21 protein-coding genes are annotated in these 18958 nt (G+C 38.0%); 5 read left to right on the top strand and 16 right to left on the bottom strand.

Features of this window, described 5'->3' with window-relative positions:
* Both MP477_RS15585 and arsB read left to right on the top strand, forming a co-directional pair.
* Complete coding sequence (locus MP477_RS15585; protein ID WP_257191116.1) at positions 1–492, top strand: GNAT family N-acetyltransferase; 492 nt, start codon at positions 1–3, stop codon at positions 490–492.
* Positions 493–498: 6 nt separating this feature from the next.
* Positions 499–1530 (top strand): ACR3 family arsenite efflux transporter, encoded by a 1032-nt coding sequence (gene arsB, locus MP477_RS15580; RefSeq protein WP_230041270.1) that lies wholly within the window; start codon positions 499–501, stop codon positions 1528–1530.
* Positions 1531–1601: 71 nt separating this feature from the next.
* Here arsB and MP477_RS15575 read toward each other — a convergent pair whose 3' ends face one another.
* From MP477_RS15575 to MP477_RS15530, 10 genes are all read right to left on the bottom strand, one after another.
* Entirely contained in the window at positions 1602–2381 is a 780-nt protein-coding gene (locus MP477_RS15575; RefSeq protein WP_257191115.1) for an SDR family oxidoreductase, read from the bottom strand.
* A 3-nt stretch (positions 2382–2384) separates the two neighbouring features.
* Positions 2385–3206 (bottom strand): amidohydrolase, encoded by an 822-nt coding sequence (locus MP477_RS15570; RefSeq protein ID WP_230041272.1) that lies wholly within the window; start codon positions 3204–3206, stop codon positions 2385–2387.
* Between the two features lie 2 nt (positions 3207–3208).
* On the bottom strand, positions 3209–3538 hold the full coding sequence (locus tag MP477_RS15565; protein ID WP_230041273.1) for an L-rhamnose mutarotase: 330 nt from the start codon (positions 3536–3538) through the stop codon (positions 3209–3211).
* Positions 3538–4386 (bottom strand): fumarylacetoacetate hydrolase family protein, encoded by an 849-nt coding sequence (locus MP477_RS15560; RefSeq protein WP_257191114.1) that lies wholly within the window; start codon positions 4384–4386, stop codon positions 3538–3540. The genes MP477_RS15565 and MP477_RS15560 overlap by 1 nt, the downstream gene beginning before the upstream one ends.
* A gap of 9 nt (positions 4387–4395) precedes the next feature.
* On the bottom strand, positions 4396–5160 hold the full coding sequence (locus MP477_RS15555; RefSeq protein WP_257191113.1) for an SDR family NAD(P)-dependent oxidoreductase: 765 nt from the start codon (positions 5158–5160) through the stop codon (positions 4396–4398).
* A gap of 18 nt (positions 5161–5178) precedes the next feature.
* Positions 5179–6816, bottom strand: coding sequence for a UxaA family hydrolase (locus MP477_RS15550; RefSeq protein ID WP_257191112.1), 1638 nt, complete (start codon positions 6814–6816; stop codon positions 5179–5181).
* Positions 6813–8108, bottom strand: coding sequence for an L-fucose:H+ symporter permease (gene fucP / locus MP477_RS15545; protein ID WP_373567432.1), 1296 nt, complete (start codon positions 8106–8108; stop codon positions 6813–6815). Before fucP ends, MP477_RS15550 begins: the two co-directional genes overlap by 4 nt.
* A 78-nt stretch (positions 8109–8186) precedes the next feature.
* Entirely contained in the window at positions 8187–8789 is a 603-nt protein-coding gene (locus MP477_RS15540; protein ID WP_257191110.1) for an LUD domain-containing protein, read from the bottom strand.
* Positions 8779–10149, bottom strand: a complete 1371-nt coding sequence (locus MP477_RS15535; protein ID WP_257191109.1) for a lactate utilization protein B — start codon at positions 10147–10149, stop codon at positions 8779–8781. Before MP477_RS15535 ends, MP477_RS15540 begins: the two co-directional genes overlap by 11 nt.
* A complete protein-coding gene (locus MP477_RS15530; protein ID WP_257191108.1) occupies positions 10146–10889 on the bottom strand; it encodes a (Fe-S)-binding protein in 744 nt (247 codons plus the stop codon). The genes MP477_RS15535 and MP477_RS15530 overlap by 4 nt, the downstream gene beginning before the upstream one ends.
* Before the next feature lie 154 nt (positions 10890–11043).
* Between MP477_RS15530 and MP477_RS15525 the strand changes: the two genes are divergently transcribed.
* A complete protein-coding gene (locus MP477_RS15525; protein ID WP_257191107.1) occupies positions 11044–11910 on the top strand; it encodes an AraC family transcriptional regulator in 867 nt (288 codons plus the stop codon).
* 771 nt (positions 11911–12681) lie between these two features.
* Here MP477_RS15525 and MP477_RS15520 read toward each other — a convergent pair.
* Positions 12682–13038 carry a helix-turn-helix domain-containing protein gene (locus MP477_RS15520; RefSeq protein ID WP_257191106.1) on the bottom strand — a complete coding sequence of 119 codons (357 nt, stop codon included), beginning with the start codon at positions 13036–13038 and terminating at the stop codon, positions 12682–12684.
* 194 nt (positions 13039–13232) lie between these two features.
* Here MP477_RS15520 and MP477_RS15515 point away from each other — a divergent pair, with 194 nt between their 5' ends.
* Both MP477_RS15515 and MP477_RS15510 read left to right on the top strand, forming a co-directional pair.
* Positions 13233–14315 carry a catalase family peroxidase gene (locus MP477_RS15515; protein WP_257191105.1) on the top strand — a complete coding sequence of 361 codons (1083 nt, stop codon included), beginning with the start codon at positions 13233–13235 and terminating at the stop codon, positions 14313–14315.
* A gap of 1 nt (position 14316) precedes the next feature.
* On the top strand, positions 14317–14886 hold the full coding sequence (locus MP477_RS15510) for a cytochrome b (protein ID WP_257191104.1): 570 nt from the start codon (positions 14317–14319) through the stop codon (positions 14884–14886).
* Positions 14887–15625: 739 nt separating this feature from the next.
* Here the strand turns inward: MP477_RS15510 and MP477_RS15505 are convergent.
* The 5 genes from MP477_RS15505 to MP477_RS15485 form a co-directional block, all read right to left on the bottom strand.
* Positions 15626–16369, bottom strand: a complete 744-nt coding sequence (locus MP477_RS15505; RefSeq protein WP_257191103.1) for an SDR family oxidoreductase — start codon at positions 16367–16369, stop codon at positions 15626–15628.
* A 41-nt stretch (positions 16370–16410) separates the two neighbouring features.
* Positions 16411–16689, bottom strand: a complete 279-nt coding sequence (locus MP477_RS15500) for a putative quinol monooxygenase (protein WP_257191102.1) — start codon at positions 16687–16689, stop codon at positions 16411–16413.
* 50 nt (positions 16690–16739) lie between these two features.
* Positions 16740–17819 (bottom strand): NADH:flavin oxidoreductase/NADH oxidase, encoded by a 1080-nt coding sequence (locus MP477_RS15495; RefSeq protein ID WP_257191101.1) that lies wholly within the window; start codon positions 17817–17819, stop codon positions 16740–16742.
* 81 nt (positions 17820–17900) lie between these two features.
* Positions 17901–18287, bottom strand: coding sequence for a nuclear transport factor 2 family protein (locus tag MP477_RS15490; protein WP_257191100.1), 387 nt, complete (start codon positions 18285–18287; stop codon positions 17901–17903).
* 5 nt (positions 18288–18292) lie between these two features.
* Positions 18293–18751 (bottom strand): nuclear transport factor 2 family protein, encoded by a 459-nt coding sequence (locus tag MP477_RS15485; protein WP_257191099.1) that lies wholly within the window; start codon positions 18749–18751, stop codon positions 18293–18295.
* Positions 18752–18958: the final 207 nt, after the last annotated feature.

Raw genomic sequence — 18958 nt, 5'->3', positions numbered from 1 at the left:
ATGGACATAGTTTTTATTGGTAAAGAACAATTTCTGGAAATCGTAGAAATCTATAGGCAAGGCCTTGAAACTAGAAATGCAACTTTTGAAACCACAGTTCCAACATGGGAAGATTGGGACAAAAGTAAATTAAAGCATAGCCGATTAGCAGCTATCATTGACAATGTCGTCGTGGGATGGGCTGCACTATCAGCAGTTAGTGATCGCGGTGTATATGGCGGTGTGGCAGAAATTAGTATTTACGTCGCTAATGACCATAAAGGTAAGGGAATAGGAAAAATGCTGATGACGAAGTTGATTTCTGAAAGTGAAATAAATGGAATCTGGACACTGCAGAGTGGAATGTTTCCAGAGAATAAGGAAACGGTAGCGCTTCATACAAGTTTAGATTTTAGGATCATCGGCCATCGAGAAAAAATTGGAAAACTTGGAAATACTTGGCGTGACACCATAATTATGGAAAGAAGAAGCAAAACAATAGGAATAAATTAAAACAGCATGCAACCAAAATTAAAATTTCTTGATCGATACCTTACCTTATGGATATTTCTTGCTATGGCAATCGGAGTAGGCTTAGGATTTTTATTTCCGGGCATTTCAAAGGTCACAGACTCCTTATCCGTAGGTACAACCAATATACCATTAGCAATTGGATTGATCTTAATGATGTATCCTCCTCTTGCTAAAGTAGACTATTCCCTTTTACCAACGGCATTTAAAGATAAAAAAGTAATCAGTATATCACTATTGTTAAATTGGGTAATAGGGCCTATTTTAATGTTTGTGCTCGCTATTTTATTTTTGAGAGATGAGCCTGATTATATGATTGGGCTAATCCTTATCGGTTTGGCCCGATGTATTGCCATGGTAATTGTATGGAATGATTTAGCAAAAGGAAATAGAGAATATGCAGCTCTACTGGTTGCTTTAAACAGTATCTTTCAGGTATTCACATACAGCTTCTTTGTATGGTTATTCATCAATATACTTCCGGGTAGATTAGGTTTAGCAAATTTCAATGTCAGTGTATCCATGAAGGATGTTACGGAGAGTGTACTTATCTATCTTGGTATTCCTTTTCTAGCTGGCTTTTTAAGCCGATACTTTTTAGTAAAATCAAAAGGTATAGAATGGTATAACCGAAAATTTGTACCCAGAATTTCACCAATCACCCTTTACGCGCTTTTATTTACGATTGTCCTGATGTTCAGTCTCAAAGGTGAAAAAATTGTAGAGTTGCCAATGGATGTATTAAAAGTAGCTATTCCACTGGTAATCTATTTTATCCTTATGTTCTTCGTAAGTTTCTTTGTAAACAAATCGTTGAAAGTACCTTACGACAAAAATGCCTCTATTGCTTTTACTGCCACAGGAAACAATTTTGAACTGGCTATTGCTGTAGCTATTGCAGTCTTTGGAATCAGCTCACCACAAGCGTTTGTAGGAGTTATAGGCCCACTTGTAGAGGTCCCTGTACTTATCCTACTGGTTAGAGCCAGTCTTTGGTTGAAAAAGAAATATTACAACTAAACAACCAACTGAATTGTTCCCTTTTATTATTTAAAGATTATTGTTTAGTTACTTGCTGATCGTTTGTTTTTTTATAATGCTCTGTCCAGATGTACATAGCCGCCATCCACATGGATCAGCTGACCTGTAGTATGGCTGGACTTTTCAGACAGTAAAAATGCTACCATACCGGCGATCTCTTCAGTAGTGGTCATTCTTTTTTCAAAGGGGATTTTATCTGTTATTGTCTTAAGCTTTGCCTGCGGGTCATCAAAGCTTTTGATCCACTTTTCATACAATGGAGTATAAGCTTCTGCTACAATCACAGCATTTACCCGGATATGATAGGGCAATAATTCCACGGCCCATTCCCTTGTCAGCGCATTTCGTCCGCCATTAGCAGCGGCATAAGCAGATGTTCCTCCCTGACCGGTTTCTGCTGTTTTACTTCCTATATTTACAATACTTCCTTTAGTTAATTTCAAAGCAGGAAGAGCATAGTGGGCCAAAAGATAGTAATGAACAAGGTTTTTATGTAATGACTGCATAAAGGCTTCATAGCTTCCGTTTTCTAATCCAACGCCGTCATTTTCTCCTGCATTGTTGACAAGACCGTCTATTCTGCTAAATCCTGATATGACTTCACCAATTGCTCTTTGGCATTCTACAGGTTGTGTAAGCTCGGCCTCCACAGCATGGGCTATAAGATTTTCAGCAGCCAGCGCATCGATTAACTGCTGGTTGTCTTCTGCATTTCTACCTATAATAACAGGAATAGCTTTTTCCTGAGCCAACAATCGAACAATTCCTTCTCCAATTCCTTTGGCGCCGCCGCTTACGACAATTATTTTATTTTCGAGTTGTAAATCCATACTTTATAAATTGTAAAAATGAATAGCATTTCCCTCAAGTATCTGTTTTTGTTCTTTTTTGTTAAACTGTTGTAAATAATCTTTTATACACTGCAGCCATTCGGAATAATTTGTATTTAAAAGCATTACCGGCCAATCGCTCCCAAATACTATTCTGGATGTTCCAAAATATTTAAAAACAATATCCAGATAAGGTTCCAGCATTTCTTTTGTCCATTTTCCCCGTTCGGCTTCAGTCACTAATCCGGAAAGCTTACAGTAAACGTTCTCTGACTGAGCCAAAATGGAAATATTCCTTTTCCAGTTTTTAATCTCTGAATTCTTGATATCAGGTTTTCCGATATGATCCAGAATCAACTTCTGATCCTCAAGTTTTCTCACAAAGCTTATGGCTTCTTCCATCTGCGAATGGTGGATTAAAATATCATAGGTATAATCATACACTTTCAATTTTCTGATATTATCCACAAATTCAGGGTGGGTAAGAAAGCCTTTAGCTTCTGCCTGAACAATATGGCGCCAGCCTTTTATTTTAGGGTATCCTTTAAATTCTTTCAACTGATCTTCGAAATTACCGCTCAAAAAATCAATCCATCCTACAATACCCAGGATCTTAGGATATTCTTCTGCGAGTTCCAGTAGAAACCGGGTTTCTGCCAGGCTTTGATCTGCCTGAACAGCAACAATTCCATCTATCTTATTATGGATCAGCAATTCATCAATATCTGAAGGTAAAAAATCCTTCCGAATAGTGGACATACTGCTATCGATCCAGGAGTCCCGAACCTCATCATATCTCCAGAAGTGCACATGGGTATCAATCATTTTTATAAGCTAAAAATTTTATCCATTACGATCCACTTTTCTCCCGGCCTGGAATTGGGCAATGCCTGCTGATAATTCCACATTAAAGTTTCCCATTCCTGAACTTTAGGGTCTGCTTTGTCAGCCTGAGCTTTCATTTCAAAAGAGAAATGATCTTCAGCTTCCATAATCATAAAGAGGCGGTTTCCGGTGCGGTATATTTCCATATTCCGTATTCCGGAAGATTTTATACTTTCCAGAACTTCCGGCCATACTTCCTGATGGTATTCCTCATATTGACGGATCAGATTTTCATCATCCTTAAGGTCCAAAGCCAGTGTATATCTCTTCATTAAAAATAAGATTTCACATTTTGTTTACTGGTTCCCAACCCTTCGATGCCTAATTCCACAACATCTCCAGGCTTCAGATACCAGGCTTCAGGCTTCTGCCCCATTCCCACTCCGGCCGGTGTACCGGTTGAAATAACATCTCCCGGCAATAGGGTCATAAACTGGCTGATATAGCTTACCATATAGGCCACATCGAAAATAAAGTTTGAAGTATTTCCATTCTGCATCATTTTATCATTCACTTTTAGCCAAAGCTGGAGATTATTGATATTGCTTATTTCATCTTTTGTTGCTATAAAAGGTCCTATAGGTGCAAAAGTATCTGCACTTTTTCCCTTTACCCATTGTCCGTTTCTTTCGATCTGAAAAGCCCTTTCACTGTAGTCGTTGTGAAGAGCATATCCTGCAATATGGTCAAAAGCATCCTCAGGCTCTACATAGCTGGCTTTTTTACCGATTATAATCGCCAGTTCTACTTCCCAGTCTGTTTTTGTGCTGTTTTTAGGAATAATCAGATCATCATTAGGGCCTACTATGGCCGAAGTTGATTTAAAAAACAAAATAGGTTCTGAAGGAATGGGCATATTGGTTTCTGCGGCGTGGTCTTTATAGTTCAGACCTACACAGACAATTTTTGAGGGTCTTGCCAGTGGTGCTCCCAACCTTACCGTTTTATCAATTTCTGTAAGTCCTCCTGTAGCAATTTTCTCTTTCAGCTCATCAATAGCATTACCGGAGAAAAATTTTTCATCATAGTCATTCACCAGATGAGAAACATCATAGTATTTTTCATCAATGATTATGCCCGGTTTTTCCTGGCCAGCGGCTCCGTATCTTATTAATTTCATATGTCCAAATTAGTTATTTAATGTTGTAAAACCTCCATCAATAGGGTAATCGCATCCTGTAATAAAGGAGGCTTCATCACTGCATAAATATAATGCCAATGCTGCAATTTCTTTAGGGGCTGCCATTCTTCCTATAGGCTGGGTTTTAGATAGGTTCTGAAACATCTCTTCCACCCTGTCGGGATAGTTTTTTTGCAGGAACCCGTCTACAAAAGGGGTGTGAACCCTGGCCGGGGAAATAGAATTACAACGGATATTATCATGGATGTAATCTTTGGCAACGCTCATCGTCATCGCTTTTACGGCTCCTTTTGCCGTACTGTAGGCAAATCTGTCGGGAATTCCTACCAAAGCTGCAATGGAAGCCATATTAAGAACGACTCCATTACCGGATGCTTTCAGCTGGGGGATTGCGGCATGCAGGCAATTGTATACTCCTTTTATATTCACAGAAACCACTTTATCAAAATCTTCTTCTGAGGTATTGTCTGCTTTTCCTACATGGGCTATACCGGCATTGTTCACCAGAATATGAATAGCCCCGATATGGGTAAATACATTTTGAATCTGCTGATGGTCAGAAACATCACAGGCATGTATATATGCTTTACCACCTTTAGCTTCTATACGGGATAAAACTTCTGCTCCATTGGCTTCATTGAGTTCCAGGATATGAACTTCCGCTCCCTGTTCTGCAAACAGTTCAGAAATGGCTTTTCCTATACCACTTCCACCTCCGGTAACAATTGCTTTTTTATTTTTTAATGAAAACATTTTATTTTATTTTTAAAATTACAAACTAACCCCTTTTTTCCAGGGAATAAAATCATCCTGATTCAGCAGCACTGCTTTAGGTGTTATCCTTCCACTTGCTACTTCTATACAGTAGTCTAATATATCCTCTCCCATTTCGGCTATTGTTTTTTCACCTTCAATGATGGGGCCTGTATCAATATCAATAATATCAGGCATCCTCATCGCCAGCGCTGAATTGGTTGCTACTTTTATGGTGGGACAAACCGGATTTCCGGTTGGTGTTCCGAGTCCTGTTGTAAAGAGTATCAGCGTTGCTCCTGAAGCAGTCTTTCCAGTTGTTGCTTCTACATCATTCCCAGGAGTACACACCAGGTTCAACCCGGGTTTAGTAGCTTTTTCAGTATAATCCAACACATCCGTAACAGGGGAATGCCCACCTTTTCTGGCAGCTCCTACAGATTTTATGGCATCTGTAATCAGCCCATCCTTAATATTTCCGGGTGAAGGATTCATATAAAACCCTGAACCTGCCTGATGGGCCAGTGCATCATATTCCGTCATCAACCTGATGAATTTTTCAGCTGTTTCTTTATTTACGGCCCGGTCGATCATTTCCTGTTCGGCACCACAAAGTTCCGGGAATTCGGCCAGCAATACCTTACCTCCGAGGCTTACCAATAAATCTGCAGTATAGCCTACTGCCGGATTTGCAGAAATACCACTGAATCCATCACTGCCTCCACATTTTACTCCCAATACCAGCTTATCCAGTCCAGCAGGTTTCCGTTCTATTGTATTGATTTCAGTCAATCCTATAAAAGTATCATGAATAGCCTGTTTAATCAAAGCTTCTTCACTTTGTGATCCTTGTTGTTCAAATATAAATAGTGGTTTATCAAACTTCGGATTTCTTTCCCGCAGGTCTCTTTTAAAATCTTCCACCTGAAGATGCTGGCAGCCCAGGCTTAATACCGTAACCCCCGCTACATTAGGATGGTCTGCGTATGAAGCCAGTAACTTGCTCAAAGTAGCAGAATCTTGTCTCGTCCCGCCACAACCTCCACTATGGTTCAGAAACTTAATACCATCTACATTTTTAAAAACCCTCTTTTTAGGCTCTATAACTGGATTTAAAGAGATATTTTCCAAATCTTCTTCTTTCTGGTACGCTTCCAGCAAATGACGCGTATATTCTTTATATTTATCTCCTATTGCATAGCCCAATTCATTATGCAACGCTTCTTTAATGACATCAAGATTTCTGTTTTCACAAAAAACAGTAGGAATAAAAAGCCAGTAATTGGCCGTTCCCACTTCACCATTACTTCTATGGTAGCCATCAAATGTTCTGTTTTTGAATCTAGATGCCTCAGGAGCTATCCAATGGTATTCTGCTGCCCTGTAAGCATATGGCTCTGCGGCATGTTTGGTATTTTCTACATTCATACGCTCCCCCTTCTTCACCTCCACCTGTGTTTTGCCAACCAATACACCATACATCAATACATCACTTCCCTGTGGAAGATCCTGCGTAAAAAATTTATGCTTTGCCAGAATATTTTCCAATACATTATACTCCTGCCCTTCGAAGTGGATTTTTTCTCCGGTCTTAATATCCTGTAACGCTACTAAAACGTTATCCTTTTGATTAATTTTTAAAACTTTATTTTTCATGGTCTTTTTTCTAAAGTGTTACCGGTGGGCTTCCAGCCATACATACCGAATACAAATACAACAATAAAACAGAGTAATGGTACCAAATAACCATATTGTATAGTATGGGTAAGATCTGATATATACCCTAATCCCAATGGTAAAATAGCTCCACCAACAATAGACATTACAATAAGTGAAGAAGCTATTTTAGTATCTTTACCCAAACCTGCAATGCCCAGTGAAAAGATAGTTGGAAACATAATGGACATAAAAAAAGCCACTCCAATTAATGCATAAATGGTAATACTTCCTTTCCCGAATATGGCTATTAAGGTGAGCAGCATACTCAGAGCAGCATATATCATTAATAACCTGTTGGGTTTTATAAATTTCATAAAGAAAGTTCCTACAAAGCGTCCCAACATAAAAGCCAGTCCCGCCAATCCGGAATAGAAAACTGCATTTTTTTCTGTAATTCCTGCAGAAACAACAATAAACCGGATAAAAAAACTGAGTACACAAACCTGAGCACCTACATAAAAAAACTGCGCTGCTATGGCCCATCTTAAATGTTTATGTTTCCAGGCATTGGAAATTTTGGATGGATCACCATCATCTTCCTGTTTAATGTCCGGTAGCTTTGTAAAAACGAACAGCAGCATTACCACTACAATTATAATTCCCAATACAAGATAAGGTCCTTTCACACTGGCAGATTCCTGTGTGATATACATATTAAGATCTTGCGGAGAAAGTGCCTTTATCTGCGCATCAGTAAGCGGTTCTCCACTTAATATATATTGACCTCCTACAATAGGTGCTATAAATGCTGCCAGCCCATTGAAAGACTGTGAAAAATTAAGCCTGCGTGTTGCTGTTTCCGGTGGTCCCAGTATGGTCACATAAGGGTTGGCCGCGGTTTCCAGAAATGTCAGTCCGCAGGCGATGATAAAGAGCGCTCCCAAAAAGAAAATATACATCCTTGTATTAGCCGCCGGAATAAAAAGAAAAGCGCCCAATGCAAAGAGGCATAATCCCAAAATAATTCCACTTTTATAGCCATATTTACGCATCACATTCCCGGCAGGAATAGCCATTAGAAAATAGGCAATAAATATAGAAAAATCTACCAGTGATGACTCTAAATCAGTCAATTGAAATGCTTTCCGCAAATGGGGAATAAGCACAGGGTCCAAATTATGAACAAAGCCCCAAAAAAAGAAGAGGCTGGTAACAAGAATCAGTGGAAAGAGATAACTTTTTCTTTCTGATGAAACTTTCGTTGATGGTCCTGGTGTCATGTTTTGCATAGTCTGATAATCTGTAAGTTACCCTCTTCATTATTGCTATAAGTAAGCTTTATCATTTTTATGTTATATTATTTTCTGTTATGTTGCGTTATTTTGTGTTATTATAAATAAGTGATGGCTTCTTGCCCCATGTGCACCAATCACTAACGACTGTTCAATATCAGCTGTTTTAGAAGGTCCTGAAATAAAACATGAGAATCCTTCTTCTACCGTTAAGAATTTGTAGGCGTCATGTAATAAAGGAACTATTTTATCCGCCTTCAATATCACCATTAGATGCTGGGTAATGAATGGCAGAGCCCTGTACTTCATCTGGCTTTCCGTAATCCAGACAGCTGCATTTTCTGCTACGCCTATGCTACCTTCTATTACTGCTACCTCTACATCTTCCAACGTATGTGGATCATTTATTTCCTGATCCGTTATCTCTTCATTTTTTTCCTGCCATTCTCTGATATTATAAATCACTCTCTTATCAGGAGCGATATTTTTATTGATGTAGGCCAGAACTTCTGTACTATCTTCTATCAATGTTACTTGTGAGCCATTATTCTGAGCTGCCAGCGCAAAGGTCTCCAAAAGATTTTCAGATATGGAAATAAATGATACATCTGATGATAACTCATTTCCTATAGGTTTAACCTTTGCTATTCTTGATAAGATATCTTCTCTACTTCCCATTTCCTATATTCTTTTGATACCATTCTTTAAAACTTTCTTCTGGCATTTCCGGCATTTCCCGATGTTTATACCAGGGATTAGCACTGTTTTTAAGAAGAAATGGAACATACCGATAGCCTAATTTTATTGTTTTTTTCAGCTTCTCATATTTTTTCGCATTGCTTAAAGCTCTCGCCAGAAGCTTCATTGAGAAACTTTTCACGGGTTGTCCCATGCCGGAATTGATTATTTCCTGTCTTAATTCATAAAGCTGATTATGCAGATCAATCTTTACCGGGCATACATGGGTACAGGAACCACATAAGGTAGATGCGAAGGGCAGGTCTTTATAGTCTGCAATATTCCGTACCGGATTCAGAACAGACCCGATTGGGCCTGCTACAGCTGTATGATAGCTATGCCCGCCACTCCGTCTGTACACAGGACAGGTATTGAAGCAAGCTCCACAACGTATACATTTTAATGAATTTCTAAATTTTTCTTTACTCAATTGTTCTGATCTGCCGTTATCAACAATAACTATATGCATTTCCTGCCCGCCTCTTGGTTTCCTGAAATGACTGGTATAGGTTGTCATTGGCTGCCCGGTAGCACTTCTTGCGAGTAGGCGAAGAAAAACTCCTAAATGTTCCCGCCTGGGGATTATTTTTTCCAATCCCATGCAGGCGATATGTACCTTGGCCAGGTGAGCACCCATATCTGCATTTCCCTCGTTGGTACATACTATAAACTCACCTGTTTCTGCCACGGCAAAATTAACTCCCGTCAATGCTGCATGGCTTTGCAAAAATTTTTTCCTTAAATCCTGGCGTGCTATTTCAGTAAGCTGCCGAGGGTCCGAAAGTCCTTTAGGGCTACTGAGATTTTCGTGAAAAATATCTCCTATCTCTTCTTTCTTTTTATGAATACAAGGAAGCACAATATGACTTGGCTGTTCTTTAGCCAGCTGAACGATCCTTTCGCCAAGATCAGTATCAGTTACTTCAATGTCATTTTTTTCCAGATAATCATTCAGGTGGCATTCCTCTGTCAGCATAGATTTGCTCTTTACCATATATCTTACCTGATGTTCCTGAAGAATTGAAAGTACGATCTTATTATGCTCTTCAGCATCTTCAGCCCAATGTACTTTTATGCCATTAATCAAAGCATTTCGCTCAAATTCCATTAAATAGGTATCGAGGTTTGAAAGAACATTCAGTTTTATCTTTGAAGCCGTTTCCCTTAGCTTTTCCCAATCGGGTATCTGATGACTCTGCTTATCTCTTTTCTCACGGATAAACCATAGCGTTTCATTATGCCAGTCCACACGATTTTCATCCCGGTTAAATTGTTCTGCTAAAGAGGCATGGCTTTTCATCTGTTTACATTTTCAGTATTTAAAATTTCAGCGATGTGAATTATTTTCACCTCTTTTTTTTCTCTGTTTGCAATACCCTCCAGATGCATCAGACAGGACATATCACAAGCCGTAATATATTCTGCACCGTTCTTAATATGGTCTGCCAGCCTGTCTTTACCCATTTTGGAAGAAACAGCTTCTTCTGTAATGCAGAAAGTTCCGCCAAAACCACAACATTCATCCTGCTTATCCAGCCGAATCAGCTCAATATTTTCCACCTGCTGTAATAATTGTTCTGGTTTCGAAAAGTAAGCCGCGGTCAACTCGCTCATTCCTGAAAGATGCAAGCCTCTCTGCCCATGACAGCTTTGATGAAAACCAACTTTATGGGGAAAAGATGCCTTCAGATTGTTAATCTTTAATACATCTGTCAAAAATTCTGTCAGCTCATAGATATTTTCCTGAATAGGTACAGCCTGATTCTCCTTATCTCCCTTCAGATGTTCCTTTATATGTAAAACGCAGCTCCCTGAAGGAGCAACTATTATATCAAAGTCTTTGAACTGTTCAATAAAATTTTTATTGGTTTCACAGGTGAGATTCTCGTAACCGGAGTTAGCCATTGGCTGTCCACAACATGTTTGCCCCATTGGATAAGTCACATTTACACCTAATTTTTTCAGCAGAGAATAAGTAGCTATTCCAACTTTAGGATACAGCATATCTACATAACATGGTATAAATAATCCAACTTTCATATCAATTCAACAAATATTTAAACAAAGTATTAAAATTTATTCAACCAAATTAGACTTTATATCGAAAACAAAATTCTCTCATTTTATCCAATTATTAAGGTATATTATCCAAAAAAATTCTATTTTTACTTTTTTATGACGAAATAACTAAGTAATGAAACCTCAGTTTCTGGAAATATCATCTGACACTTTACATTCTTTCAGTGCAAGAAAGGATGTAATGCCTGATGTGAATAATAAATGGCATTATCATACAGTTCTGGAACTTATCTATTTTCGAAAGGGATCGGGAACTCAATATGTAGGAAATACTATTGAAAGGTTTAAGGAAGGGGATGTAGTACTCATCGGGAAAAACCTGCCTCATTACTGGCAATTTGATACCAAATATTTTGAAAGCTCCAAAAGAAATAAGGTAGAGGTTTTTGTGGTTCATTTTGATGAAAATTTCTGGGGTGAAGAATTTTTACAACTTCCCGAAAATCATGACCTTAAAAAAATGCTTATTCTGAGCTCAAGGGGACTGCAAGTCAAAGGTGGATCCCGGGAAACGTTAACTCAATTAATTCCGGAGGTCATCAACAGTGACGGTACGATGAAAATCATCAAATTATTAGAAGCATTATCCTGTATCAGTAATTCTTTAGAATATGATTTTTTGGCTTCCTCTCATTTCAAATACCACTTTAATGAGGATGAAAAACGACGGATCCAGGAAATCTACAATTATACCTTATCCAGATATATGGAAAAAATCAGTTTGGAAGAAATTTCAGAAATCGCCAGCCTCAGTCCTAATTCTTTTTGTAAATTCTTTAAGTCTAAAACCGGGAAAACCTACACCCAGTTTGTGAATGAAATACGCATAGGAGATGCCTGCCAAAAATTAATAGAAGACCAAATGTCTGTAAAAGAAATTTGTTTTGCCAGTGGTTTCAACAATTTCACCAGCTTCCATGAATGCTTTAAAAATATTACCGGTAAAAGCCCTCTCAAATATCAACAACTCTATAGAAAATAAGGCTTAATCAACCCTATTTACAATAATCTGATAAAACCCGGCATACAACAAAAAGCTAAAATAGGTGTTTTACAGCTTTTTGTTCTATGTTGATTGAATAGCTGCACGAAAATAGGGATTATAATCGAGCACTTAATACCGTTATTTTGCTGAGTCCACAACTTTTGAGACTGATTCTTTTTGTGGCAATTTTTAAGCGATTTAAAAAGTGCCACAAGCTTTTGGAGTATTTTTGAAAATTACAGCAACTGCTATAAATAAAAAATCCTGCAAAATCAGTGATTTGCAGGATTTATCTATTTTTGATGCTTTTTGAAAACTTCCGTTTTCGCATCTTGCGGAGAGAGGGATTCGAACTTAACATTAAATAACTGAAAACATAAAATTTACAACTTACTTTTAGAACATTGCCACCAAATTACCACAATTCTTATATTTTGATAATTTGTAAAATATAAGCTCCCTTGATTTAAAAAACTCTTTAATTTGAAATACAAACTTAAAAATAATTTTTATCTATTTTTTGCAATATTGAAAGATAAGCATTTGATAATTTATCAGTTACAATTCCTGCACTTACACATCTCAAAAGTAAAAATTGAAGTTACATTGACAAAGGTTTTCAAAAAAAAATGAAAAATTGGATAGGATAAAGACATATTCCAATTTCTCTCTTTTTTCGATTATACTTATTAATCTTATAAGTTTATATGTAAAAAGTCGATTATTATGAATTAAATTTCTTAAGGTTTATTAATATCGAAGCAAAATCTATTTATTATACAATTGTTCTCTATAATTTATTCCCCATTCACTCATCACTTTGATTACTGAATGAAGCCCTATTCCAAATTCAGTAAGTTCATATTCTACTGTTATAGGCATTGTATCTTTAACGGTACGTTTTATAAGTTTATTTAATTCCAGCTCTTTGAGCTCCTTCGAAAGGACTTTCGGAGCAATATCTTCAGTTTTTCTTTTTAAATCCATAAAACGCAAAGTTTCGTCATAGTACAAATGGCTTATAATCAAACTCTTCCATTTACCACTTAGTAACTGGTTTGTATCTTTAATTCCTCGAATTTGTCTTAAACATTTTTCACCGAGTTCAAATTTTGCTTTCTTCACTTGTTGTTTTTTTATATAAATATAAGTAATATTCTTAAAAAGTATAGCAGCTTACTTAAAAGTAACTAATTACCATAAGGTAATCTATAGTGAAGCATTGTCACTTAAACAATAACTTTGAAAATATTGTTAAATCAACAAAAGTATCTCAACTTAAATTGTTGAATAAAGTCTTAGTATATTAAATAAATCACATGGATAAAAAGAATTTTAAATCAAAGAAAGTACTTATACCGTTAGTTTTTATCCTGATTATTGCGGGAGGGCTAGTGTTAATCTTTGCTTGGTCGGCAGATTTGATTGGAAACCGAACTACTACAAAAAGTTTTCTTAAAGATACACCAGAATCCTTCCCTGCCGGCTACCGGCGGGCACATTCAAAAGGAATTTGCTTTGAAGGTACTTTTCGTCCAACAGGAAAACTATCTCCTTTTTCAAAAGCAAGAGTATTCTCACAGGACTCCTCTTCCGTAATAGGTCGCTTTTCACTCGGAAGTGTTGATCCTTTTGCTGCGGACAATTCAACACGAACAGTTAGCATGGCTTTGATGATATCATCAGAAGATAATCAACAATGGAGAATGAAACTTAATAATCAGCCATTTTTTGTAACGCATGATGTTGAAGGTGTTATTAGACGCTCAGATGCTTACAAAATCGACAGCACGACCGGCAAGCCAAATCCAGAGCTAGTTGCAGCATTTCTTAAAGACTATCCCGAAGCTCAAAAATTTAATGATTGGGCAGAGAGCGCACCGTGGGTAAATAGTTTTGCAGGGGCTGAATATAATGTTATTAATTCGTTCTTTTTAGTTGATTCAGATGGTGATAAACATGCTGTTCGCTGGTCCATGAGACCACATGCTTCGTTTAATTCTTGGACGAAGGAGGAACGTCAACATGCCAGTCATGATTACCTTTTTGATGAGCTAAAAAGACGTCTTACAAAAGAATCCCTTTATTGGGATTTGGTCATAACTTTTGCTGAGCCAGGTGATGAAATTGAAAATTCAGCAAAACCTTGGCCCAAAAACCGTCGTCAAGTAGTTGCAGGTGTACTGGAAATAAAAAGAGTTTTTGATCAAACTGAAGGTGGCTGCAGGGATATTAACTTTGATCCAACAAAGGTACCATCGGGGATAGAAATATCCAAGGATCCTGTATTAACAGCAAGAGCAGGTATCTACGCTCATTCATATAATGCCCGGGTACGAGAGATAGGATACGGAAAAGCTACAGATGCCATTGGTAAAAAGAAGAACAGTAAAAACAAATAATATGGTACAACGTAAAAGTCCAAAACCCCAAACTATTGTGCATTTTAATATTGTTGCAAGAATTCTTCATTGGCTGATGGCTACCATGATATTATCAACAATTTTTATAGGTTTAGGTATGATGACATCTCTTGATAGCCGTCCTTGGTTGATTGATCTTCATATTCCAATAGGTGTTGCAATATTTGTTCTTTGCGTATTGCGCCTTATTAACAGAATTGCTAATCCTATTCCTGAATTACCGGATGAAATGCCAAAATTCGAAAAAAAGTTGGCTCACTGTATACATTGGGTCATGTATGCATTAATGATTGCTTTACCTTTAACTGGTTGGGCACAGTTATCTGCAGGTGGATTTCAAGTCAAATTATCCCCCACTATAATACTTCCAGAAATCCTTAATCAAAGTCCTCTTTTGTATGCATGGCTTCATGACATCCACAGAGTTTTGGCTTGGTTACTTTTTTTTATTGTAGTTGGGCACCTTTCCATAGCATTTTTGCATGCATTGGTAATAAAAGATGGGATATTTTCAAGCATGACTTGGGGCGGTAGGAAAATAAAAAAATAAGATTAAATTCTGAACTATTTTGATCAAAGAAAATGACTGTTATTAAAAATTAGGATCGGGGTTTGCTTATATACAACAAAAAAGAGGATCTTTTAATAAAAGACCCTCTCAGCGGAGAGAGAGGGAGTCCTGTCGAACTCTTAATACCATTATTAACATTCTTAAACAATATTAAATAGTTGATTTAAAACAACTTAATTATCTTCAATCTGTAGGGTCAACCAGAAGTAACTTTGTACACATTTTGTTCTTTAAAATTATAGTAAACAACTCCAAATTGGATAATTTTTAATTGAACTGCCAATAAAATAAATGTGGTTTGCTTTCTAATATTAGAGTACGGATTAAAAAAACTCGAACTCTTTTTTGGAGGATTTAAGAAAACTAAATGCTTTTTATAATACATTTATATCTTAGCAGGTGCCAATTCTTATAATAATTAAACAATTACATATACAATCCAAATAAATATAAATACATTCTTTAGCGGACTAAAATGAATTCTTAATTCAATTTCGACCTGTTTAATGAGATTAAATCACTGAAACATGAGATTTACAAATAGATTTAAAGTATATAACTTTAAATCGAAGGTGTATCACAACTAGACGAAGTGGGTTGAGAATCGTTTAAACGAAAACCCTTCTCATATAGGGGTACGGGAAAATTCCATAAAAAAGGCCGTTTTCATGAGTTGTGAGACGGCCTCGATTATACTTTGTTCAAGATTCTGACATTGCTACCAGTCCTGAGAGGTTGGGCTAACCACAATATCATTGACGTTGACATTGGCAGGTTGGCTCAATGCAAATAAGACCGCATTGGCAACATCTTCAGACTCTATTGCCTGTTTGTTGAGTTCAGCTGCAATCAAAGCCCCCTCTTTATTGGTCACTTTATCCGCCCATCCGGTATTGATGACACCGGGGCTGATCAGGCTTATCTTAATGCCATTATGTACTGATACTTCTTTTCGGAGACTTTCTGTTATCGCTCTTACAAAGAATTTGGTTCCGTGGTATATTCCTGCACCCACATTGATATTGATCCCTGCGACAGAGCCCATATTGAGGATATGACCTGATTTCTGCTCTAATAATCCAGGAAGAACAGCTGCTATTGCATTCAGATATCCTTTGATATTGGTATCGATCATCTTATTCCATTCGTCAACGGCCACATCTTTCCATTGCGAAAAAAGCATAAGACCCGCATTGTTCACGAGATTGTCAATCCTTCCATAAGTAGCAATGGCAAAATCTGCCATCGCCTTCATCTGCTCAGCATCTGTGACATCTGCAACAAACACTTCTGCCTGTCCGCCCGCCTTTTCGATTTCCTGTTTCACTTTTGATATTTTGTCATCAGCCCTTGATACCAATAGGATTTTACTGCCTGCTTGCGCAAGTTTCAGTGCTGTTGCTGCTCCGATACCCGATGAGGCACCGGTGATGATCGTTACAGAATCTTTTAAATTTTCCATTTCGTTCTATTTTATTGAATGAGTATTGTTAGTAGAATTCTTTATTTTGAAAGATAGATTATAGGGTTTTCCTGCAATCTATCAAACGAAGCAAAAAAAGCTTTTGAATAAGGCTGTTCATTGTGGACTGCCAACCCCTCGGCATTTGTCCATTCTTCATTGAGGATGAAAACATTTTCATCGTCTATGCTCTGATGTACATCGTACCGGATACAGGCTTCCTCCTGTCTTGAAGCGCTGGGAAGAGCTTCCAGCATTGACTTAATTTCTTCAAGGTGTTCAGGCTTCGCTTTCACGATAGCCGTTAAAAAAATGCTCATAGATATATGCTTTTGATGTTAATTGACCGGCTGTTTTTTTGACTTTAGTATTATTTACTGCCAAAAGCCAGTTCATATGGTTTAGGTGCCGGAATTTCTGACCGGAGTTCTTTCGCCGCTTTTAAAGGAAAATAAGGATCTCTTAAAAGTTCACGGGCCATATAAATAAGATCGGCATCACCATTTGTTAAAATCGTTTCAGCTTGATGCGCATTGGTGATCATACCTACCGTTCCGACCAATAGTTGCTCTTTAACTTCGCGTTTGATTGCACTTGCATAGGGTAACTGGTAACCCGAGCCCACTGTAATTTTAGCATTGGGAACCGTACCTCCTGTTGACACATCCACAATGTCTATACCGGCGTCGACCAGTTTCCTGCTCAGCCAGACAGAATCCTCAATTTTCCAGCCTTCTTCCATCCAATCAGTTGCCGAAATACGTACGGCGATAGGAAGATCAACAGGCCATACTTTTTTCACCTCCGCGATAACTTCAAAAAGGAGCTTCGAACGGCTTTCCAGACTTCCACCGTAACCGTCTGTTCTTTTATTGGTAATAGGTGAAAGGAATTCATTTAAAAGGTAGCCGTGTGCACTATGGATTTCGATCAGTTCGAAACCTGCCTTCAAGGCTCTGATAGTCGCATCGACAAAAGCCTGTTTAACGGTAGCAATATCGTCGGCACTCATTGCTCTTGGTGTCTGCATTTCTGCAGAAAAGGGAATTGATGAAGGTGCTATCACTTCCCAGCCTTGTGCATCGCCGGGCATCAGAGGCTTGCTATCTTTTCCTGCAACCAGCTGGCTCCCTTTACGGCCTGAATGCGCAAGCTGGATACCTGGAACACTGCCATTGTTTTTAATAAAATCTGCGACCTTGCCCAATGGCACAATATGTTCATCTTTCCAGATGCCCAGGTCGCCTACGCCGATCCGACCATTTTCCATAACGGCTGTAGCTTCAAGCATCACTGCTCCGGCACCACCCATTGCCCTCGATCCATAATGTACCAGATGCCAGTCTGTGGCAAATCCATCTACTGATGAATACATGCACATTGGTGAGGTAAAAATTCTGTTTCTGAACGTGACTGATCTTACAGTCAACGGGCTAAATAATTTTGACATAAAATAATTTTCTAAAATAGAAAGGTAACATCGGATTGGGCTCAGAGCCTTTCGATATTACCTAAGACTATACATTTATTATTACTTGTTATAAAGATGGAACAGTTTGGCAACCACCTTCCATTCGCCGTTGATCTTGATGAGTGAATGGTAATCCGTAAAATCCTCATCTGCGGCATCGTGCTCCATCTCTACGCGCACGGTGGCTGTGGTCGGTGTTTTGTGCAACACAGTTACATTCGTAACAATATTGGGTGCAGCGCCGTATTTTTCAACGTAGGTATACAGGTTTTCTATGCTGCCTTGCGATAGGTCACTCCCAAGATGTCCATACATCACAGCATCCTTATAGAATGTTTTACGCAGCTGTTCCACATTACCTGTTTTCAATCCCTGCACATAACCTTCTACAACGTCCAATACATCCTGGTAATCCTGAACGGTATTGATATTCTTATTTAATGACATAATTTTTATTTTTTAGTATGATAAATTTTACTGATGATTTTCCATTTGTTTCCTTCCTTTACCAGGGTAAACAAATCGGCGAATCTGGTCGCCCCAAACTGCGATTCAATTCTGACGATTGCCACATCTTCTTCAACGTCTAAAGTGGTTAGCTCATAGCTTGCTTCACCCGGGCCGTTAGTGTCAAAAATGTCATACAATGTCTGTATGGGAACACTTTTTAATTCGCCGTTTTCTGTCCATGACATCGTAGCCGTCTTGGCAAAAGCTTCTTTTGCCGAACTGCTATCCCCGCTACGCCCGGATTCTACATACAGGTCTATGGCTTGCAGTATTCCAGTTTTTTGTTCTTCTGTACTTTGCATAATGTTATTATTATCTTTAATTCTTGTTTCATTACTGTTCCCGCAGGAAATCACTGTCAATAAGGAAATCACTACAAGAAAGGTAACCGTTGTTTTCATAAGACAAAATTACAGCGATAATCAGAGCAGTATTTTTCTAATACGTCCAAGTATTTTTACTATAAAGCTCTTTTTGATGTTCTTTATTCCTCAAGGTATCAGAAGACTATCTGATAATCTGCTGAATAGCTGCTTCTGAAAACAGGATATAGGAATACCATCGCTAACGCAATTGGTATGAGGCGTCAGCGGAAAAAATAGTGTGGG

Source organism: Chryseobacterium sp. WG23, assembly GCF_024586575.1.
In the GTDB taxonomy this organism is placed as follows: domain Bacteria; phylum Bacteroidota; class Bacteroidia; order Flavobacteriales; family Weeksellaceae; genus Chryseobacterium.
Note: the sequence above shows the minus strand (reverse complement) of the source record. Positions and strands in the feature narration are given on the sequence as shown.